The organism is Candidatus Enterococcus leclercqii (assembly GCF_009933135.1).
Lineage (GTDB): Bacteria > Bacillota > Bacilli > Lactobacillales > Enterococcaceae > Enterococcus_C > Enterococcus_C leclercqii.
Genome location: NZ_MAEH01000009.1, coordinates 254,379 through 270,807, shown reverse-complemented (window position 1 = coordinate 270,807; position 16,429 = coordinate 254,379). Strand labels below are relative to the sequence as shown.

Here is a 16,429-nt window from a genome sequence, read left to right as displayed (position 1 = left end):
TTAAGAATTCATCCTGAGGAGGAGTTTTCATGGAGATAGACAAGCAAGCAGTGGGCAATCGAATTCGGCAGATTCGCCAAGAGTTAAAGTTGAGTATGGAGAAATTTGGCAAACTAATTGGTGATTTACCACGAAGTACAGTCAATAACTGGGAACGTGGGATTAACCTTCCAAAAACCGAAACACTTCACCAAATTGCAGAAATAGGCCATGTCACCAACGAATATCTTTTGTATGGTGAGCAAGAAAACCAATACATTTTAGAAATGCTTCAAAAGAAGGCAGGTAAGCTTGATCCTGAGATTGAAGGACTGATAGTAGACGAACTGAACCAAGCTGGTCTTGTTAGTGAAAAAGAAATGGATCGAATGATTGAATTTTTTATTACAAACCTCATTCCACCAACTGAACAAGATCAGTTTACTTTTCAATGTATCGATGAGAAAAAGCAGCTTTACCTTGGTTCAACCAATTTTGGTAAAGAAGCGCAGCTCTATTTACAACATGATAATCAAAATCATATTCTGCACATGATGCCCTTTACCTTCTCCAACTTTAGTGTGGATCGCTTACTCGTCTATTTAGCAAATCAAGAATCCTATTCCTATTTTGGGAAGCACTTGCCAAAGAAACTTCTTGAAAAAGCCATCCTTCTATACTCGATCAATCAATCAACCGGTGATGTGCGAATTGCCCCGTTGGTCTATTCAAAAGAAACAGCTTCTTATCAGTACACAGAGGACAATCAATATCTACTAGAACAACAATATCTTTATCTACCATTCGTGATGGAAGTCGAGAAAGAACGTCTGTTAAACGCAGCGTATCCATCATCAAAATAAGGTGACAAGATTGATAAGCACGTGACAAAGAAAATACTGCCAGGACACTCCCCAATGGGTAGTTGTCACAGTTTCCTGTGCTTTGTTAGCCCCCTGTTAGAACCGGGGGCTTTATTCACGCATAGCGGCTGCGCCGTTATGCAATAGGCAAAATCACCACGAAGGGTAAGTTCGCCTTGGGCGAAACCCTTCGTGGTGATTGCCTAATAATAGAATAAAGTAGTTGTAAATTATCATTACTGCTGTTAGCCTCAGTTAAATAAGTAATTCAGTATATTTTAGAAATTTTTTCTAGTTTACTTATTACTTTTTCTTAAATGTTTAGGCAACATTTTGTCTAATTCTTCTTCTTCAAAAAATTGCTCCTCTTCATTTTTCAAAGCATTCTGAGCTTCAGAATAACTATTACTATCTGTTTTTGGTGATTCCATGTAAATCACATGGGTTTCATCTCTTAATTGGTTTCTTTCTAGAGAAATCTCATCTAAAGATAAAGTTTCTAAATCTGTTAATAAAGTGATGTACTTTTCTCTAATAAGCCAAAGCTTATCAGAAGCGATTTGATGTTGCTTAGCTTCCTCAGCCAGTTTAAAGTCCTTAAAATAGAGGTTTAAGCCGAGAGAAATTGCGGATACCAGTCCAGCAATAAAAGTTAATATCCTTTCATCAAAAATAAGAGTACCTAAAAAACCGCCAGTGGTAATTGCAGACAGAGTAATTTGTACAGACTTTAAACATTTATTTTTTTTTTCAAGTCTGTTCATGAGTTTTAGATGAGCGGTATAGGTATATGTTACACGGCCATAGGCCTCTCGAAGTTGGACTTCCAAGCTGTGTTTTTGTTGTATGGTATCCATATTAGCCCTCCAAATAATTATAGCGCTATTTTTTTAATGACTTTTTCTAAGCATTCAATACTACTAGAAGCATCTACAAGTTGATTACCACCAGGAGATAATAAGTTTATTTTCCCCCAAGTTCGATTGCTATTGTAGTAATTCAACAAAACATTTTCATAGTCGCCTCTATTGGAAGCCGAGTTATTTCCTTCGTCAAGATATTTCCAGTTTCCCATGGCGGTGTAAACAAAACTATCTATTACAATTCCAGAAAGGTGGTAGCTGCTAAAATAAGTATCTCTGACATAACGGAAATGTTTGCATGTTGCATACAAAAGTCCGTTGCTGTAGTTCGAACCATTTTTTGTCTTCATTGCGTTTTGTTCAATTTTTGGATTTGTGGCTTTCCAGTTCCCACCCATATTTGAATCTGGATAGATGTATCCTTCGGGATTCCCCCAAAAATCAGACTTTAAAAATGCTGGTAAAATTTCAAATTTAATTCCATCATGGAAATTAATTTTGACTACTTGACCATCGGCTCGAACATCACTTCTAGGATAAACAGTTTTAATTGTATTTCTGATGGACTGTAATAAACGTGAAGGTCCGTTTCCAGTTGATGATTTGAATTTATCGTACTCAGTTAAAGGAATTTCAACTAAAATATCTATATCACTAGTACTAATCGCAGTCCCCCGTCCATAAGAACCAACATAGAAGCTATGAGCGGAATCACTAACGGAATTCCAGAATTCTTTATTAATGGCTTTAGTTATCACATGGTATCTTCCAGAAATCTTTTTTCTAATTTCTAATGGAATAAAGTATGAATTAGTTACGAAAATGCTCATATTAATGATACCCCTTTACATTGTAAAATTTTCCGTTCCTTTAATTATTCATTATAGCATAATTAGGGAACGCTTGTTTGTTATGTTTTTAAAAATTTTCTTTGTAAGGATTAATGTCAAGGATAAAGAATTTTAAATATTTAATGTTTTCAAAATACAGTTATAATATTATTTAATAAAAGTTATACAAACAGGAGGGTTAATATGGATGAAATTATGGAAGAGTTACTTGTTTCAGAGACACCTTGGGAAGTTTTTAAAGATAACTATTACTTAGCACAAGATATTAGATTAATTTGTTTTGATAATAACTCTAATAATCTTGGATCAGATTTTATGAAACAAGACATTGAAAAATATGTGGTTCAAAGCTTTTCTAATATGGAAAACACGTTATTAATTGATAAATACAATTTCGAGTCCTATTTGAGAAGAATAGAAGTATATAGATGTTTTGATTTCGATTCAAATATTGTTGGCTATCTCAGAGATTTTCTTTTGTATAAAAGAGCAAGCGACTCTTTTAAAAAGTTTTTATCTTATATAAAAGAAAAGGAAGTTCAAATAAGTTGTGGACCGTATATTTTGGAAGTTGTAGCCAATAAACATGAGATAGATAAAAATTATGTTCGTGAAAGCTTGGTGTCTTTTTTTGCATTTGATAAGTCACGAACTTTAGAGGAATTCGAGAGCTTTGAACTAGAGACCCTAGCAAAAGACAGTGATATTGAAAATAAGGTCAGTCAAGCATTGAGGACTATTCGTGAAGGTATTGCAGATAAAGACTTGAATCAGTATTATTTAATATACTGTATTCTGTTAAAAATGTATGAGATCAATTTTAAATCTAACAAAAATAGTAAAAACAAAATGATGGAACTTATCCAATGCGTGAATAAAGAATTATATGCCTATGCTGAACAAGAACTATTTTTAGCATATTTACTTTTTTCAAAAGATAGTAGAGTGAATTCTTTTTTTGGAGCAATTCAAGCTAATTCTAAAAATGTTATCTCAAAAATAAGAGGCATGGCTTGGGATTTATTTCATCTTCGTAGCTTGGAATCTCAAGTAGCAGACAGAAATAGCAACACTAAACAAATGTATATGCATTATTTTTGTTCTAGAGATAATGGGATTAACGATATTTTATCATTGAATCCAATAAAGCGAATGATTATTAAGGATGGAAGATGTTATCCGCTACATGAGCAGAATATTTTTCAAACTGAATTTGGGAATGCTATTTATGAAAGTCTAAATGAATATAAGCGTTTTAGAAAAGATAATAGTAAAAATGCTAAATTGTTTAAAGTAGCATCCAGATATGAACAATCATTAATTAATCAACTTGGAAAATAACTAACTGACCATTCAATTGAGCTTAATGTTCAATTTGAATGGACTGAGATTAGTGTGGAAGATATGACTCCTTTATTCTCAGATTTAGTTGCTCGATTATGGTTGACTCATCCGTTTAGAGAAGGAAATACTAGGACAGTTATGCGGTTTGCAGGGCTATTTGCAAATGCAAAAGGGATCCTGCTGAATTCAAAACTTTTACGTGACCATGCGAATTATGTAAGAAATTCATTGGTACTCTATTGTGTTGATGAAGCACCGGAGAAAGAACACTTTTTACAAATTATGACCGATGCGATCAATGATTTTTAGATCAAGATTTACTAACAGAAATTGTATTCAACTATCATCTATCTTGGTTCAAATTGGTTCAACTACTGCCTATAGGAATCCTTTTTTATCAATTTGGATGTAGGATGCATACTACTGAAACCTTTATATAAAAGGATTCCTATGGATTGAGATTCATAATTATTACATTTTTCTCTTTTCAAAACGTTAATCGTTGTTACGTCAACGATTTCAAGCACTTTCCATTCAGTTGGAAGGTGCTTTTTTTATTGACCAAAACAGGTTAGTAGGCAGCGTCTAGTAATCAAGAAAAGTAAAAGTGAAAGGTACAGGCATCTAGCCCAGTCATTGAATAGTGGTATAATGGGACACCTACATTATCAGATAAAGGCGGTTAATTATGAGAAAATGGCAGAAAATCTTACTAAGTGTACTGGGAACGATTATTGGAATACTCCTACTGATAGTCCTTGTGTTTCAGCTTTCGCCACGGCCGGGAGCAATGGTGATTGGGCACTTGTTCAATGGTCCGATAGAGATTATGGATGCAGCTACCTATGAGAAAGCTAAGCCTCAGGTAGAAGTGAAACGTGATATTGGCTATCAATCTCAGTATAGTAAGGCTAACTATGATCTCTATTTTCCTAAAGCACAAAAAGGAAAGAAAATACCTGTTTTGGTCTGGGTCCATGGTGGTGGGTACGTTGCTGGGAGTAAAGAGGGTGTCAAAGAATTTGCTACCCGTATTGCAGCAGATGCACAGATTGCGGTGGTAGCGATGAACTATCAAACGGCTCCCGATTTACAATATCCGGGGCAGGTGATCCAGACCGAGGAATTGATTGCTGACTTGAAAAATCATGATCAAGGACTGGATTTGAAGCGTTTGTTTTTTGGAGGGGACAGCGCAGGGGCACAAATTGCTTTACAATATACAGCGACTCAAACAAACCAAAAATATGCAAACGAGGTGGGAATCTCGCAGCAATTGTCGCCAAAGGTGCTCAAAGGTGTAATCTCTTATTGTGGGCCAGTGGATCTTCAACAGATGGCTACGCAGCAGTCAGATAGTTTGTTTATGAAATTTTTCGTTAGGACAGTGGCGTGGTCGCTAATTGGTACTAAGAATTGGCAAAATAGTCCACTGTTGCGCCAAGCTAGCCTGGTAAAGCAATTGACAACCGACTTTCCGCCAGCCTATGTGACAGATGGCAATGCTTTTTCCTTTCAAAATCAGGGGATTGCTTTGGTGAAACGCTTGAAGAAATTGAATGTGCCCGCTCAAGGTCTGTTTTTTGATCAAGTGGAAAAAGAAGTGACCCATGAATATCAGTTTAACTATCAGACTGCCGAAGCCAAACGATGTTATGAGGAGACGTTGGCATTCTTGCTGGCACAACTTGGCTCTTGATAAGCAACGTTAAAAAAAGACCTTCAAAAGTGGATGAAAATCCCAATTTGAAGGTCTTTTTTATTGAGCAGTGGCTCTATCAAGAATGATAACGAAATTTCTCAGAAACTACCCCTGCAATCACACCATGTCCGGCTGCTGTTGGGTGGACGCCGTCGATACCTGTCAGATATTGTGGTCCGGTGATGGCAGCTGTCTCGTTCAAGCGACCATCCAAGCAGAGCAGTTCACAACGAAATTCAGAGGCCAGGTTGCGCAGAATTTGAATTTTAGGATCAAGATCACTGCGCCACGACTGCCGGTCTTCGGGAAAAGGTAGGACAAAGGGTTCCAGCAACAAGATTCGTTTGATTCCAGCTGCGGTTACTCGGTTTAAAAATTCCCGATAGCTTTTTTCAAAGGCTTCTGCTGCAGCAACTTTACCAAATTCAGGGCCACCGACATTGTGCCAAGTGTCGTTGATACCAATCATGAAGATCAAAATATCTGGTTGTAGGGACAGGCAGTCTTCATCTAGCCGATTTAAGACATCTTGAATTTTATTGCCACCGATGCCGCGATTCAAGAAAGTGAGCTGTGCCTCCGGATGACGAGCGGCCAATATGCCGGCAGTCATCAAGACATAACCTTTACCTAAGTCGGTGGGGTTTGTGCGATCCCGGTCGCAATCTGTAACGCTGTCTCCTAAAAACAAGAGTCGGTCATTTTTACGAAGTTCCATTGTTTCACCTCACAAAAGTTGTAAACGATTTCTTTTTTGTTGCTAAAAGAAACCAGTCGCAATGACTGGTTTCGGTAAAGCTGTGTGGGATTGTGGACGGATCTTACAAGTAGTATTTTTTAGCTACAGTCAAATCGTCGTTCAATTCGTAGACCAATGGTTGGCCGGTAGGAATTTCCAAGTCCATGATATCGTCGTCGGAGATACCTTCGATGTGTTTAGCCAATGCCCGCAGTGAATTGCCGTGTGCAGCAACCAGAACAGTTTTGTTGTCCCGCAAAGCCGGAGCGATTTCATCTTGCCAGAAAGGCAGTGCTCGTTCCAAAGTTACTTTCAGGTTTTCGCCGCCAGGGATATCACGAGGATCCAAGTCAGCGTAACGACGGTCTTTTGCTGCAGAACCTTCGTCGTCAACACTCAACAATGGAGGCAATGTGTCATAAGAACGACGCCAAATGTGTACTTGTTCGTCGCCGTATTTTTCAGCAGTTTCTTTTTTGTTCAACCCTTGCAGAGCGCCGTAATGACGTTCGTTTAAGCGCCAAGATTTAACAGTTGGTACCCACAATTGGTCAGATTCTTCCAAGATGTAGTTACAAGTTTTGATGGCACGTTTCAAGACAGAAGTGTAGGCAACATCGAATTCGATGCCCGCTTCTTTGATTTTACGGCCGCCTTCTTTGGCTTCTTCCACACCTTCTGGAGCCAGATCAACGTCGACCCAACCGGTGAATTGGTTCAAAGCGTTCCATTCGCTTAAACCGTGACGAGAGAAAACTAATTTTGGCATGTAAAACTCTCCTTTGTGGTTTCAGATTTCTGAAATTTTCAATTTCTTGTTTATTGTACAATGTTTTCCAGTATTTTTCCATTGTTACAAAGAAAAAAGTCGCTGACAAAAGCGGGAATCCTTTTGAAAAATGCCCAAGATGCAAGTGTTTGAAACAGCCGGATAAAACGAGGCGTACTCTGCGAAAAAGCGACTGAAAATCGGCTTTTTATTTACAAGATAGATCTTGTCAAAATACAAAACAGCTGTTGCAAGTAACTAGACTCTGATTATAGTCTCAATAGTTTATGGTTGTTTGACGAAGACTATGTTGTGGCAGTAAGGCGTATCTTCAAAAATGAAAAAGTCCCGGAGTCAGCTCCAGGACTTTACGACTATTTGGTCAAAATTTTAGCAACATCTTCTTCCGGCAGGTTGATGTATTTGTAGCAGGTGCCGACAGAAACACCACACTTGGAAGAAATGTACTGAATCGTTTCTTTCTTTTCAAAATACAGTTGGCGAATGCGTCGGACAACTTTAGGGTCAATCTTAGGGCGACCGCCAATTTTGCCTTTTTTACGAGCGTTGTTTAAGCCTACAAGGGTCCGTTCCTTGATCAAAACGCTTTCCATCTCCGCCAGGCCATCCATCAATTTAAAGTAAAATTTGCCTGAAGGTTCGCGAGTATCGATGCCTTCTGCCAAACTCACTAAGTGGATGTTGCGGGCTGCCAACAGGCCAGTGAGATCTGTCAATTGCCGAGTGGAGCGTCCCAAACGTGACAGGTCGGTCACAACCAGAGTGTCTTCTGGTTGCATTTGAGCCACGACGGTATCTAGTTCTCCTGGCTGCAACGGGCAGTCGGTCTTGTCGAAGGAATCAAAAAAAATCTCATCGCAACCAAAGTCTGTCAACTGTCCCTGTTGGCAGAGGTAATCATTGTCCGTAATCGTCGTCCGTACATATCCAATCTTTTTCATCGGTATTCCTCTCTGTCCATTTAGGTTATTAACAAAAATTTAGCACAAAACATACAGAAATGATACCATTTTTTTCATTTGAAATTATTAAATTGACGTAATATGAACAAAAGTCGACAATTGGCACATGTGAAAAAAGTATCAAAGTTGAGGATTCTCAAGGATTTGCGGCCCGTTTTCGTATCCTACAATAACACGCTTAACCATATTTAAAAACAAGCCGTGTTCTACGACGCCTACCATTTTTGTGAGTTCTGCGGCCAATTGTTCGGGATTTGGTATAGTTTGCAAGTGCAAGTCGATGATCAGATTGTTGCTGTCTGTTCGAAGGTACTCGCCGTCAGTATTTTTACGAATCACAGGTCGGTAGCCTTTTTCTTGAAAGCGGTTGAAGACCTGCTGACTGCCAAAGCGAATGACTTCGACTGGCAGCGGAAAGGCGCCCAGAGTCTCTACCATTTTGGATGAGTCCACAATCCAGATGACTTCTTTGGAGTAAGTGGCGACGATTTTCTCGTAAAGAAGGGCAGCACCGCCACCTTTGATACCTTGAAAGTCTTTGCTGATTTCGTCAGCACCGTCGATTGTCAGATCCACATAAGGGACTTCGTCGATGCTGCGCAGGGGAATACCAAGTTTTCGGGCATGGATTTCAGTTGCGTTGGAGGTAGTAACCCCAGTGATCTTTAGGCCTTCCTCTTTGATTTTCCGTGCGACTTCTTCTACCATATAGTAGGCTGTCGATCCGGTCCCCAATCCGACAATCATATCGTCTTTGATAAATTTTGCAGATTCGACTCCTACCAGTTGCTTCAAATTCATCTTCGTCACCTCATCATTAGTTTCAGCAGCCTTCGATCTTCAAAGAGAAAAGAAATCTACCGTTTCGGCTTTATTGTAATGGGTTTTGTTATGAAATGGTAGTGTTTCTCCCTTTATAGTATAGATAACTGAAATCTGACAGGCCCTTCCGAAAACAGCTGCAACGAACAGAAATTGTATCTATTATAATGTAGCAATCATTTCAGATGAGTACTGCGAATCAGTTGAAAAAAAGAAATTGTTGACTTGCCGCACCAAATTTAAACAGTCTGAGGGTTGACACTGGCATTTAGCCATGATATTCTATCAAAGGTGCTTTGTGTACAGGTCTCTCTTACGGGACGTGCTGACTGACAGATCGCACACCTGATAAGGATGCAGTAATGCATTATTTTTTATCGCAAAAAAAGAACCACCTGGATGTGTGGAACTAGAAAGCGAATCAAGGAAGGAGGAGATTAGGGGATGCCTACAATTAACCAATTAGTACGGAAACCTCGTAAATCCAAGGTTGAAAAATCAAATTCACCTGCATTGAACAAAGGATATAACAGTTTCAAAAAGACTCAAACGAACGTGAACTCACCTCAAAAGCGTGGGGTTGCAACTCGTGTGGGGACAATGACACCGAAAAAACCAAACTCAGCTTTACGTAAATTTGCTCGTGTTCGTTTGTCGAACTTGATCGAAGTAACAGCTTATATCCCAGGGATCGGCCACAACTTGCAAGAACACAGTGTTGTCTTGCTGCGCGGGGGCCGTGTAAAAGACTTGCCAGGGGTACGTTACCATATCGTTCGTGGTGCGTTGGATACTGCCGGTGTGAACGATCGTAAACAATCTCGTTCTAAATACGGTACAAAACGTCCTAAAGGATAAGAACACTAACAAACTAACATATCGTAAAGGAGGAGTTACGGATGCCTCGTAAAGGTCCTGTTGCAAAACGTGATGTTTTACCAGATCCTATTTATAACTCAAAATTAGTGACTCGCTTAATCAACCGCGTCATGGTTGACGGAAAACGCGGAATCGCTGCAAGCATTATCTATGATGCTTTTGAAAATATTAAAGAATCTACAGGGAATGATCCATTGGAAGTTTTCGAACAAGCAATGAAAAATATCATGCCTGTATTGGAAGTAAAAGCTCGCCGTGTCGGTGGGTCAAACTACCAAGTTCCAGTTGAAGTGCGCCCTGAACGTCGTACGACTTTGGGTCTGCGTTGGTTAGTGAACTATGCTCGTCTGCGTGGCGAACACACTATGGATCAACGTTTGGCTAAAGAAATCATGGATGCTGCCAACAACACTGGTGCCTCTGTGAAAAAACGCGAAGACACACACAAAATGGCAGAAGCCAACCGTGCGTTCGCACACTATCGTTGGTAAGATCTGCAGCGTTCATTTCATTGAGCGTATAGCAGTCTACTGATCCGGATAGACCTACGACAGAGAGGAGTACAAAGCAGCATGGCTAGAGAATTTTCCTTAGAAAAAACTCGTAATATCGGTATCATGGCCCACGTCGATGCTGGTAAAACTACCACTACCGAACGTATCCTGTATTATACCGGTAAAATCCATAAAATCGGTGAAACCCACGAAGGTGCTTCACAGATGGACTGGATGGAACAAGAACAAGAACGTGGGATTACCATCACTTCTGCAGCAACAACTGCACAGTGGAAAGGCTACCGCGTAAACATCATCGATACACCAGGACACGTAGACTTCACAATCGAAGTACAACGTTCTCTGCGGGTATTGGATGGTGCAGTTACAGTTTTGGACTCACAATCAGGGGTTGAACCTCAAACTGAAACAGTTTGGCGTCAGGCAACTGAATACCGTGTTCCACGTATTGTATTCTGTAACAAGATGGACAAAATCGGTGCAGACTTCTTGTATTCAGTACAAACTTTGCACGACCGTTTGGGCGCTAACGCTCATCCAATCCAATTGCCGATTGGTGCAGAAGATGACTTCACTGGTATCATTGACTTGGTAACGATGAAAGCTGAAATCTACACTAACGACCTTGGTACAGAAATCCAAGAAACTGAAATTCCTGAAGATTATCAAGAACTCGCTGAAGAATGGCGTGACAAATTGGTAGAAGCAGTTGCTGAAACTGATGAAGACTTGATGATGAAATATCTGGAAGGCGAAGAAATCACTCAAGATGAGTTGAAAGCGGGTATCCGTCAAGCAACAATCAGCGTAGACTTCTTCCCAGTATTGGCTGGTTCAGCCTTCAAAAACAAAGGTGTTCAATTGATGTTGGATGCGGTCCTTGACTACTTGCCTTCACCATTGGATATCGAAGCAATTAAAGGGATCGACTCAAAAACTGACGAAGAAGTTACTCGTCCGGCTGATGACGAAGCACCATTTGCGTCTCTGGCCTTCAAAGTAATGACTGACCCGTTTGTTGGTCGTCTGACTTTCTTCCGTGTTTATTCCGGTGTCCTTGAAAGTGGTTCATACGTATTGAACGCTTCTAAAGACAAGAAGGAACGTATCGGTCGTATCCTGCAAATGCACGCCAACAGCCGTACTGAAATCGATAAGGTTTACTCCGGCGATATCGCTGCTGCTGTCGGTTTGAAAGACACGACTACTGGTGACACCTTGTGTGCACTGGAATCTCCGGTTATTTTGGAATCTATTGAATTCCCTGATCCGGTTATTCAAGTAGCCGTTGAACCAAAATCAAAAGCTGACCAAGATAAGATGGGTGTGGCACTGCAAAAACTTGCAGAAGAAGATCCTTCATTCCGTGTTGAAACCAACGTTGAAACTGGTGAAACAGTTATCTCCGGTATGGGTGAATTGCACTTGGATGTCTTGGTTGACCGGATGCGTCGTGAATTCAAAGTTGAAGCAAACGTTGGTGCGCCTCAAGTATCTTACCGTGAAACATTCCGTGCTCCTGTAACACAAGCTGAAGGTAAATTTGTCCGTCAGTCTGGTGGTAAAGGTCAATACGGTCACGTTTGGGTGGAATTCACTCCAAACGAAGAAGGTAAAGGCTTCGAATTCGAAAACGCAATCGTCGGTGGTGTGGTTCCTCGTGAATACATCCCAGCGGTTGAAAAAGGTTTGGCAGAATCTATGGATAACGGTGTCTTGGCCGGCTATCCATTGGTAGATATCAAGGCAAAACTGTATGACGGTTCTTACCACGATGTCGATTCCAATGAAACTGCCTTCCGTGTCGCAGCTTCTATGGCTTTGAAAGCCGCTGCGAAAAAAGCCAACCCAGTAATCTTGGAACCAATGATGAAAGTTACTATCACTGTTCCAGAAGACTATCTTGGCGATATCATGGGCCACGTTACTGCTCGTCGCGGACGCGTCGAAGGTATGGAAGCACATGGTAATTCACAGATCGTTAATGCGATCGTTCCATTGGCTGAAATGTTCGGTTACGCAACAACTTTGCGTTCTGCAACACAAGGTCGCGGTACCTTCATGATGGTATTTGACCACTACGAAGATGTACCGAAATCTATCCAAGAAGAAATCATCAAGAAAAACGGCGGTAAAGCTGAATAATCTTGTGGCTTCTAAGGATGCTCCATACGAACTTCTGAAAAGGCTGGTTTTTTTCAGAGATTCGTGTAAAATAAACTCGATGATAAGGGCTGGGAGTCGTTTTGACGGCTTCCTACCTATCAAAAAATAAACTAAACTGAACTTTAGGAGGAACATTCTAAAATGGCTAAAGAAAAATTTGACCGTTCGAAACCACACGTAAACATTGGTACAATCGGACACGTTGACCATGGTAAAACAACTTTGACTGCTGCTATCACTACAGTTTTGTCTAAAAAAGGTTTGGCTCAAGCATCTGCTTACGACCAAATCGACGGTGCTCCTGAAGAGCGTGAACGTGGGATCACTATCTCAACTGCTCACGTTGAATACGAAACAGAAGCTCGCCACTACGCTCACGTGGACTGCCCAGGACACGCGGACTACGTTAAAAACATGATCACTGGTGCTGCTCAAATGGACGGCGCGATCTTGGTAGTATCTGCTGCTGATGGTCCTATGCCTCAAACTCGTGAACACATCCTGTTGTCTCGTAACGTTGGTGTACCTTACATCGTCGTATTCTTGAACAAAATGGATATGGTTGACGACGAAGAATTGCTGGAATTGGTAGAAATGGAAGTTCGCGACTTGTTGAGCGAATACGACTTCCCAGGCGATGACACTCCAGTTGTTGCTGGTTCTGCTTTGAAAGCTTTGGAAGGCGACCCTGTCTACGAAGAAAAAATCTTGGAATTGATGGCTGCAGTTGACGAATACATCCCAACTCCAGTTCGTGACACTGACAAACCATTCATGATGCCAGTGGAAGACGTATTCTCAATCACAGGCCGTGGTACTGTTGCTACAGGTCGTGTTGAACGTGGACAAGTCCGCGTCGGCGACGAAGTAGAAATCGTTGGTATCGCAGAAGAAACTGCTAAAACTACTGTAACTGGTGTTGAAATGTTCCGTAAATTGTTGGATTACGCTGAAGCAGGCGACAACATCGGCGCATTGTTGCGTGGTGTGGCTCGTGAAGACATCCAACGTGGTCAAGTATTGGCTAAACCAGGTTCAATCACTCCACATACAAAATTCTCTGCAGAAGTTTACGTTTTGACTAAAGAAGAAGGCGGACGTCACACTCCTTTCTTCACTAACTACCGTCCTCAGTTCTACTTCCGTACAACTGACGTAACCGGTGTTGTTGAATTGCCAGAAGGTACTGAAATGGTAATGCCTGGCGATAACGTAACTATCCAAGTTGAATTGATCCACCCAATCGCGATCGAAGACGGTACTCGTTTCTCTATCCGTGAAGGCGGACGTACTGTTGGTTCAGGCGTTGTAACAGCTATCCAAGCTTAATTGGAAAGACTTACGACTATCTGAGCAAATCAGAACTCAAAAAAGCAGTCGCAATTGCGGCTGCTTTTTTTGCTTTATCCAGCTCTTTAACGTGAGCGGTATGGCAAAATCATCTTAGCGCTATCCTCTAAGTCTGCTCACGTGTATGTTGCTCAAAAAAGAAGCGACTTCTGTTTTTTAACGGAAGCCGCTTCTTTTTTCAAACAGTCATTGCCGCATTTGAGTTGTTAAACTGTTCGCAAGTTACTATTCAGAAATAATTGAGGTCAGCGCGCGTTCTTAAATCGTTGGGGGGAGTGTTAGAAAACGAATCTGAAACTGGAAAGGTTGTCCGTGTTAATCCAGCAGTTTTTGCTTTTTGAGAAAGGCGTCGACTTTTTTGCTAGTTGGACGGCTGAAAGTATCTGCGAATTTTTGGGTCCAATTTTTGGTTTCTCTGAGTTCGCCGAATTTCTTCATCGTAGCATCGTAGTCTTCAATCAAGGAATAATCATAATCTTGATACGTATCGAAATGAACGACGGCTGCTTGTGGCAATCGCGGCTTGATCTGCATGTCCACGATAGGTTTACCGATGCTTAGACCAGCCACTGGAAAAACATAGTCTGGCAAGTGGAGCAGTTCGGCAATTTCATCAATATTGTTGCGAATGCTGCCGACAACAACACTGCCTAAACCCAGCGCTTCTACCGCAGTAACCGCGTTTTGCAAAGCGAAGACGGCGTCAGCAGTAGCTACCAATAGCGGGTCGATGCTTTCGCCCACTCGGTAAGGGACTTTTTTGTCTTCGGCAACTTTTTGTGTCCGTTTCAGATCTGCTAAAAAGATCAAGAAGACGGAGCTGTCCTTCATGTGGGGATTGCCGGGATTCCAAGAAACCAGTTGTTCCCGAATCTGAGGGTCTTTGATTACTAAAATCGAATACAGCTGTCCGTTCATCCAAGTCGGGGCTTGGCGGGCGCTGTCTAAGATCTGTTGCAGCTGCAGATCAGAGAGCTGGTAATCTTTATCAAATTGTCGATAGGTGCGGTGGTTTTGCAATAAGTCGATGGTTTCCTGTGTCATGGGGTTACTCCTTTTGTTTTAGTTTTTCAGTGACGGTGATAAATCGGCGGGCAAAAACCTGCAATTGGTCGGGGTCCATCCGGGTATAGTTGATTCTCATAGACATTGTATCATTACTGAAGAGAAACGACGGGGCAACTAGTAGTTTTTCTTGCAAAAAGTATTCCCAGTCCCGGCGAGTTAATGGCTGGTGCCGCCAAGTGAGCCAAGTGTAAAGGCCGCCTCTGATTTTGCGCAATTGCCAGTCTGCTGTCGCAAAAGAGAGAGCCTCAGAAAAGGCTACTCTCCGCCGTTTTAGTTCGGTCATCAGCTGTGCGTGATTGGTGGTATATTCTGGTGAGCGAAGGGCACTGTCAGCGAGCAGCTGCGGGAAGATATTGGTTTCGACGTCCATCCGCTGTTTGGCGGCTGCCAGATTGTGAATCAAATCTTTCGGACCTAATAACCAGCCAATTTTGATGGAAGGACCAAAGATTTTGGAGAGAGACCCCAGATAGATGACTTGATCGGCAGCTAACGTTTTTAGTTTTGGCAACGGAGAACTAAAATCTAATTCACCAAAGACATCATCTTCAATAATGGGAATGTAGTGTTTGCGACAGACGGCGATGATCGCTTGCCTGCGCACCAGACTCATCAAGCGGCCGGTAGGATTTTGAAACGTAGGATTGAGGTACAAAAAGCGAATCTTCTTTTGAATAATACAGCGCTCCAAAGCTTCAGGTAAGATGCCTTCTTCATCACAGGCAATTCCTTCCAGATGAATCCCCAGTGGTTGAAACAAGGGCAGTGAGAATAGAAAGGAAGGTTCTTCAGTGGCGATAGTTTCTCCGGGGGCCAATAAGGTCTGCAAAATCAAGGAAATCCCTTGGGAAGAGCCGGAAGTAATCAACAGGTCTTGTCCGGTGCTGTCGATCCCATAATTTTCAAAAAGCCGTTGAAGGATAATCTCTTTTAGCGGGGCATAACCAGTAGGGCCGGTGCGACGTTCGGCTGCCAGAATATTTTCCCAGCGCATTGCTGGAAAGCGAAAGTCCGGAATCAATGAAGCGGGCAATTCCCCCGTGTAGAGATCCAATGCATCCGGCTCTGCCTTCCAAGTATTCAGCCCTGAGAGATAAGGATCCGGCGCAAAAGGAGTTTGGCGGAGCAGCAGCTGCCATTGGTATTGAGGTGCTTGACGACTGCCCCAACGTCCTTTGGCTACTTCGGTTCCGCTGCCTTGACGACGGGTGATCCAGCCCAGACTGACCAGCTCCTCCAATGCGTGGTTGACGGTTGAACGATTGACCCCATAGAGGGCAGCCAATTTGCGTTCCGGCGGCAGCTTATCTCCAGGGGTGAGTTGGCCCTCTTGAATATAACGGATAATCTGGGCGATGATTTGTTGGAACAAAGGAGCTTTGTCGCTGCGATCCAATTGCCACATGAGCATTCCTCCTTAAATCGTCAGAAAATTTAATTGGTTGGTTTCAAAATAAACCAATTGGTTGTTTTCGTCAAGCTTTCAGTGAACTATACTTCTTAAAAGAAGGGTGTAAGTACAAAGTTGTCCTTTGA

16 protein-coding genes are annotated in these 16,429 nt (G+C 41.7%); 8 read left to right on the top strand and 8 right to left on the bottom strand.

Annotated elements, in window-relative coordinates:
* Positions 1-29 precede the first annotated feature (29 nt).
* Entirely contained in the window at positions 30-842 is an 813-nt protein-coding gene (locus tag BAU14_RS03550) for a helix-turn-helix domain-containing protein (protein ID WP_161898698.1), read from the top strand.
* A gap of 296 nt (positions 843-1,138) precedes the next feature.
* Here BAU14_RS03550 and BAU14_RS03545 read toward each other — a convergent pair whose 3' ends face one another.
* Together BAU14_RS03545 and BAU14_RS03540 are read right to left on the bottom strand one after the other, a co-directional pair.
* Complete coding sequence (locus BAU14_RS03545; RefSeq protein ID WP_161898697.1) at positions 1,139-1,699, bottom strand: SLATT domain-containing protein; 561 nt, start codon at positions 1,697-1,699, stop codon at positions 1,139-1,141.
* A gap of 17 nt (positions 1,700-1,716) precedes the next feature.
* Positions 1,717-2,535: an SMODS domain-containing nucleotidyltransferase gene (locus BAU14_RS03540; protein WP_161898696.1), complete on the bottom strand. Its 819-nt coding sequence runs from the start codon at positions 2,533-2,535 to the stop codon at positions 1,717-1,719.
* A gap of 204 nt (positions 2,536-2,739) precedes the next feature.
* Here BAU14_RS03540 and BAU14_RS03535 point away from each other — a divergent pair, with 204 nt between their 5' ends.
* From BAU14_RS03535 to BAU14_RS03525, 3 genes are all read left to right on the top strand, one after another.
* Complete coding sequence (locus BAU14_RS03535; protein WP_161898695.1) at positions 2,740-3,897, top strand: hypothetical protein; 1,158 nt, start codon at positions 2,740-2,742, stop codon at positions 3,895-3,897.
* Between the two features lie 54 nt (positions 3,898-3,951).
* Positions 3,952-4,209 (top strand): hypothetical protein, encoded by a 258-nt coding sequence (locus BAU14_RS03530; RefSeq protein WP_161898694.1) that lies wholly within the window; start codon positions 3,952-3,954, stop codon positions 4,207-4,209.
* 376 nt (positions 4,210-4,585) lie between these two features.
* Positions 4,586-5,599, top strand: a complete 1,014-nt coding sequence (locus BAU14_RS03525) for an alpha/beta hydrolase (RefSeq protein WP_420022075.1) — start codon at positions 4,586-4,588, stop codon at positions 5,597-5,599.
* A gap of 79 nt (positions 5,600-5,678) precedes the next feature.
* Here BAU14_RS03525 and BAU14_RS03520 read toward each other — a convergent pair whose 3' ends face one another.
* The 4 genes from BAU14_RS03520 to rpiA form a co-directional block, all read right to left on the bottom strand.
* The gene (locus tag BAU14_RS03520; RefSeq protein ID WP_161898692.1) at positions 5,679-6,320 is read right to left on the bottom strand and encodes an SGNH/GDSL hydrolase family protein; all 642 of its coding nucleotides are present in this window, start codon (positions 6,318-6,320) and stop codon (positions 5,679-5,681) included.
* 103 nt (positions 6,321-6,423) lie between these two features.
* Positions 6,424-7,110, bottom strand: coding sequence for a 2,3-diphosphoglycerate-dependent phosphoglycerate mutase (locus BAU14_RS03515; RefSeq protein ID WP_161898691.1), 687 nt, complete (start codon positions 7,108-7,110; stop codon positions 6,424-6,426).
* Positions 7,111-7,484: 374 nt separating this feature from the next.
* Positions 7,485-8,072: a recombinase family protein gene (locus tag BAU14_RS03510; RefSeq protein ID WP_161898690.1), complete on the bottom strand. Its 588-nt coding sequence runs from the start codon at positions 8,070-8,072 to the stop codon at positions 7,485-7,487.
* 141 nt (positions 8,073-8,213) lie between these two features.
* Complete coding sequence (gene rpiA / locus BAU14_RS03505) at positions 8,214-8,894, bottom strand: ribose-5-phosphate isomerase RpiA (RefSeq protein ID WP_161898689.1); 681 nt, start codon at positions 8,892-8,894, stop codon at positions 8,214-8,216.
* A 465-nt stretch (positions 8,895-9,359) separates the two neighbouring features.
* Here rpiA and rpsL point away from each other — a divergent pair, with 465 nt between their 5' ends.
* The 4 genes from rpsL (at position 9,360) to tuf (ending at position 13,804) form a co-directional block, all read left to right on the top strand.
* Entirely contained in the window at positions 9,360-9,773 is a 414-nt protein-coding gene (gene rpsL / locus BAU14_RS03500) for a 30S ribosomal protein S12 (RefSeq protein WP_161870242.1), read from the top strand.
* Positions 9,774-9,814: 41 nt separating this feature from the next.
* Positions 9,815-10,285 (top strand): 30S ribosomal protein S7, encoded by a 471-nt coding sequence (gene rpsG, locus BAU14_RS03495; RefSeq protein WP_161898688.1) that lies wholly within the window; start codon positions 9,815-9,817, stop codon positions 10,283-10,285.
* An 81-nt stretch (positions 10,286-10,366) separates the two neighbouring features.
* Positions 10,367-12,454 carry an elongation factor G gene (gene fusA / locus BAU14_RS03490; RefSeq protein ID WP_161898687.1) on the top strand — a complete coding sequence of 696 codons (2,088 nt, stop codon included), beginning with the start codon at positions 10,367-10,369 and terminating at the stop codon, positions 12,452-12,454.
* A 162-nt stretch (positions 12,455-12,616) separates the two neighbouring features.
* Positions 12,617-13,804, top strand: coding sequence for an elongation factor Tu (gene tuf, locus BAU14_RS03485; RefSeq protein ID WP_161898686.1), 1,188 nt, complete (start codon positions 12,617-12,619; stop codon positions 13,802-13,804).
* Positions 13,805-14,140: 336 nt separating this feature from the next.
* Here tuf and BAU14_RS03480 read toward each other — a convergent pair whose 3' ends face one another.
* Entirely contained in the window at positions 14,141-14,869 is a 729-nt protein-coding gene (locus BAU14_RS03480; RefSeq protein ID WP_161898685.1) for an NADPH-dependent oxidoreductase, read from the bottom strand.
* A gap of 4 nt (positions 14,870-14,873) precedes the next feature.
* Positions 14,874-16,298, bottom strand: a complete 1,425-nt coding sequence (locus tag BAU14_RS03475; RefSeq protein ID WP_161898684.1) for a PLP-dependent aminotransferase family protein — start codon at positions 16,296-16,298, stop codon at positions 14,874-14,876.
* Positions 16,299-16,429: the final 131 nt, after the last annotated feature.